At 71.4% G+C, this 938-nt stretch carries 1 protein-coding gene; it reads right to left on the reverse strand.

Annotation, left to right across the window (positions count from 1 at the left end; translation table 11 throughout):
- Positions 1–938 (reverse strand): DUF3560 domain-containing protein (locus OEB96_RS00370; RefSeq protein ID WP_266213382.1); only part of this gene is annotated, 938 nt, incomplete at both ends.

Here is a 938-nt window from a genome sequence, read left to right on the forward strand (position 1 = left end):
TCGCGGTGCTTGGCCACGAGCATGGTCAGGGGCCCGGGGGAGCCCGCAGCAGCGCCCGAGCTCGCCTTGGGCGCCTCGGTCGACGAGGAGGACCCCTGCGCCTGGTTCCGTTCGACGGTCTGCTTGGGGACCCACACGCGGGAGTACACCGCGCGCTGGACGTACTGCGGACCGCTCGTCCACCGCACGGCATGGTCGAAGCGAAGCTCCACGTGCTGCGACAGCGGCTTCTGCACGACGGCGCCGCCCTTGTCGGTGAGCACCCGGTCGCCCTTGCGCAGCACGGCCTGACTGCTGGGCATGTACCCGGCGGCATCGAGCACCTTGCGGTAGTGCGCGGTCTTGTGTCGGTTCTCCTCTGCAAACGTCTGCAACTGCGCGAGCCACTCGCCAGTGGCCGGGCCGCCCGGGTCGTGGCCGCGCCAGCCCGTCGGCACTTCGCCGGTGATCTTCACCTGGAGCTCGCGCGCCTCCTTGGCCAGCTCGACCACGCGCCGCAGGGCAAAGATCGGCTTCTCGTGTTGGGCGGCCCCATGCTCGGCGGCCTTGGCCTGGCGCCGGGCATCCTTCGCACCCTTGCTGGCTTCGATCGAGCGGCGCATCGAGGCATCGGCCCGCGCGAGATCCCTGCGGTGCCGGCCCTCGCTGTGGTGCCCAACGAGGATCGGCTGCCCAAAGGGGATCCGGTCGAGCACGGCGCGGTGCTTGCCGTACTCTGCCGCAGCCTCACCTTCGAGCCGGTCCGCTCGCTCTTCCAATCGCTCCGCGCGATCGAGGGCTCGCTCCTTGCGCTCCTCGACGACCTCGCCGAAGTCCCGCACGTCCTCGGGCCTCGGCTCCTGGTAGTCGACCCGCACGTTGGGCACCCCGGCGCCGCGCAGGCCCCGGGCGTACTCCTCCACCTGGTAGCGCGACAGGGCTCGATCCCGCGTCCGCGG

This window comes from Paraliomyxa miuraensis (assembly GCF_026337845.1).
GTDB lineage: Bacteria > Myxococcota_A > Polyangia > Nannocystales > Nannocystaceae > Paraliomyxa > Paraliomyxa miuraensis.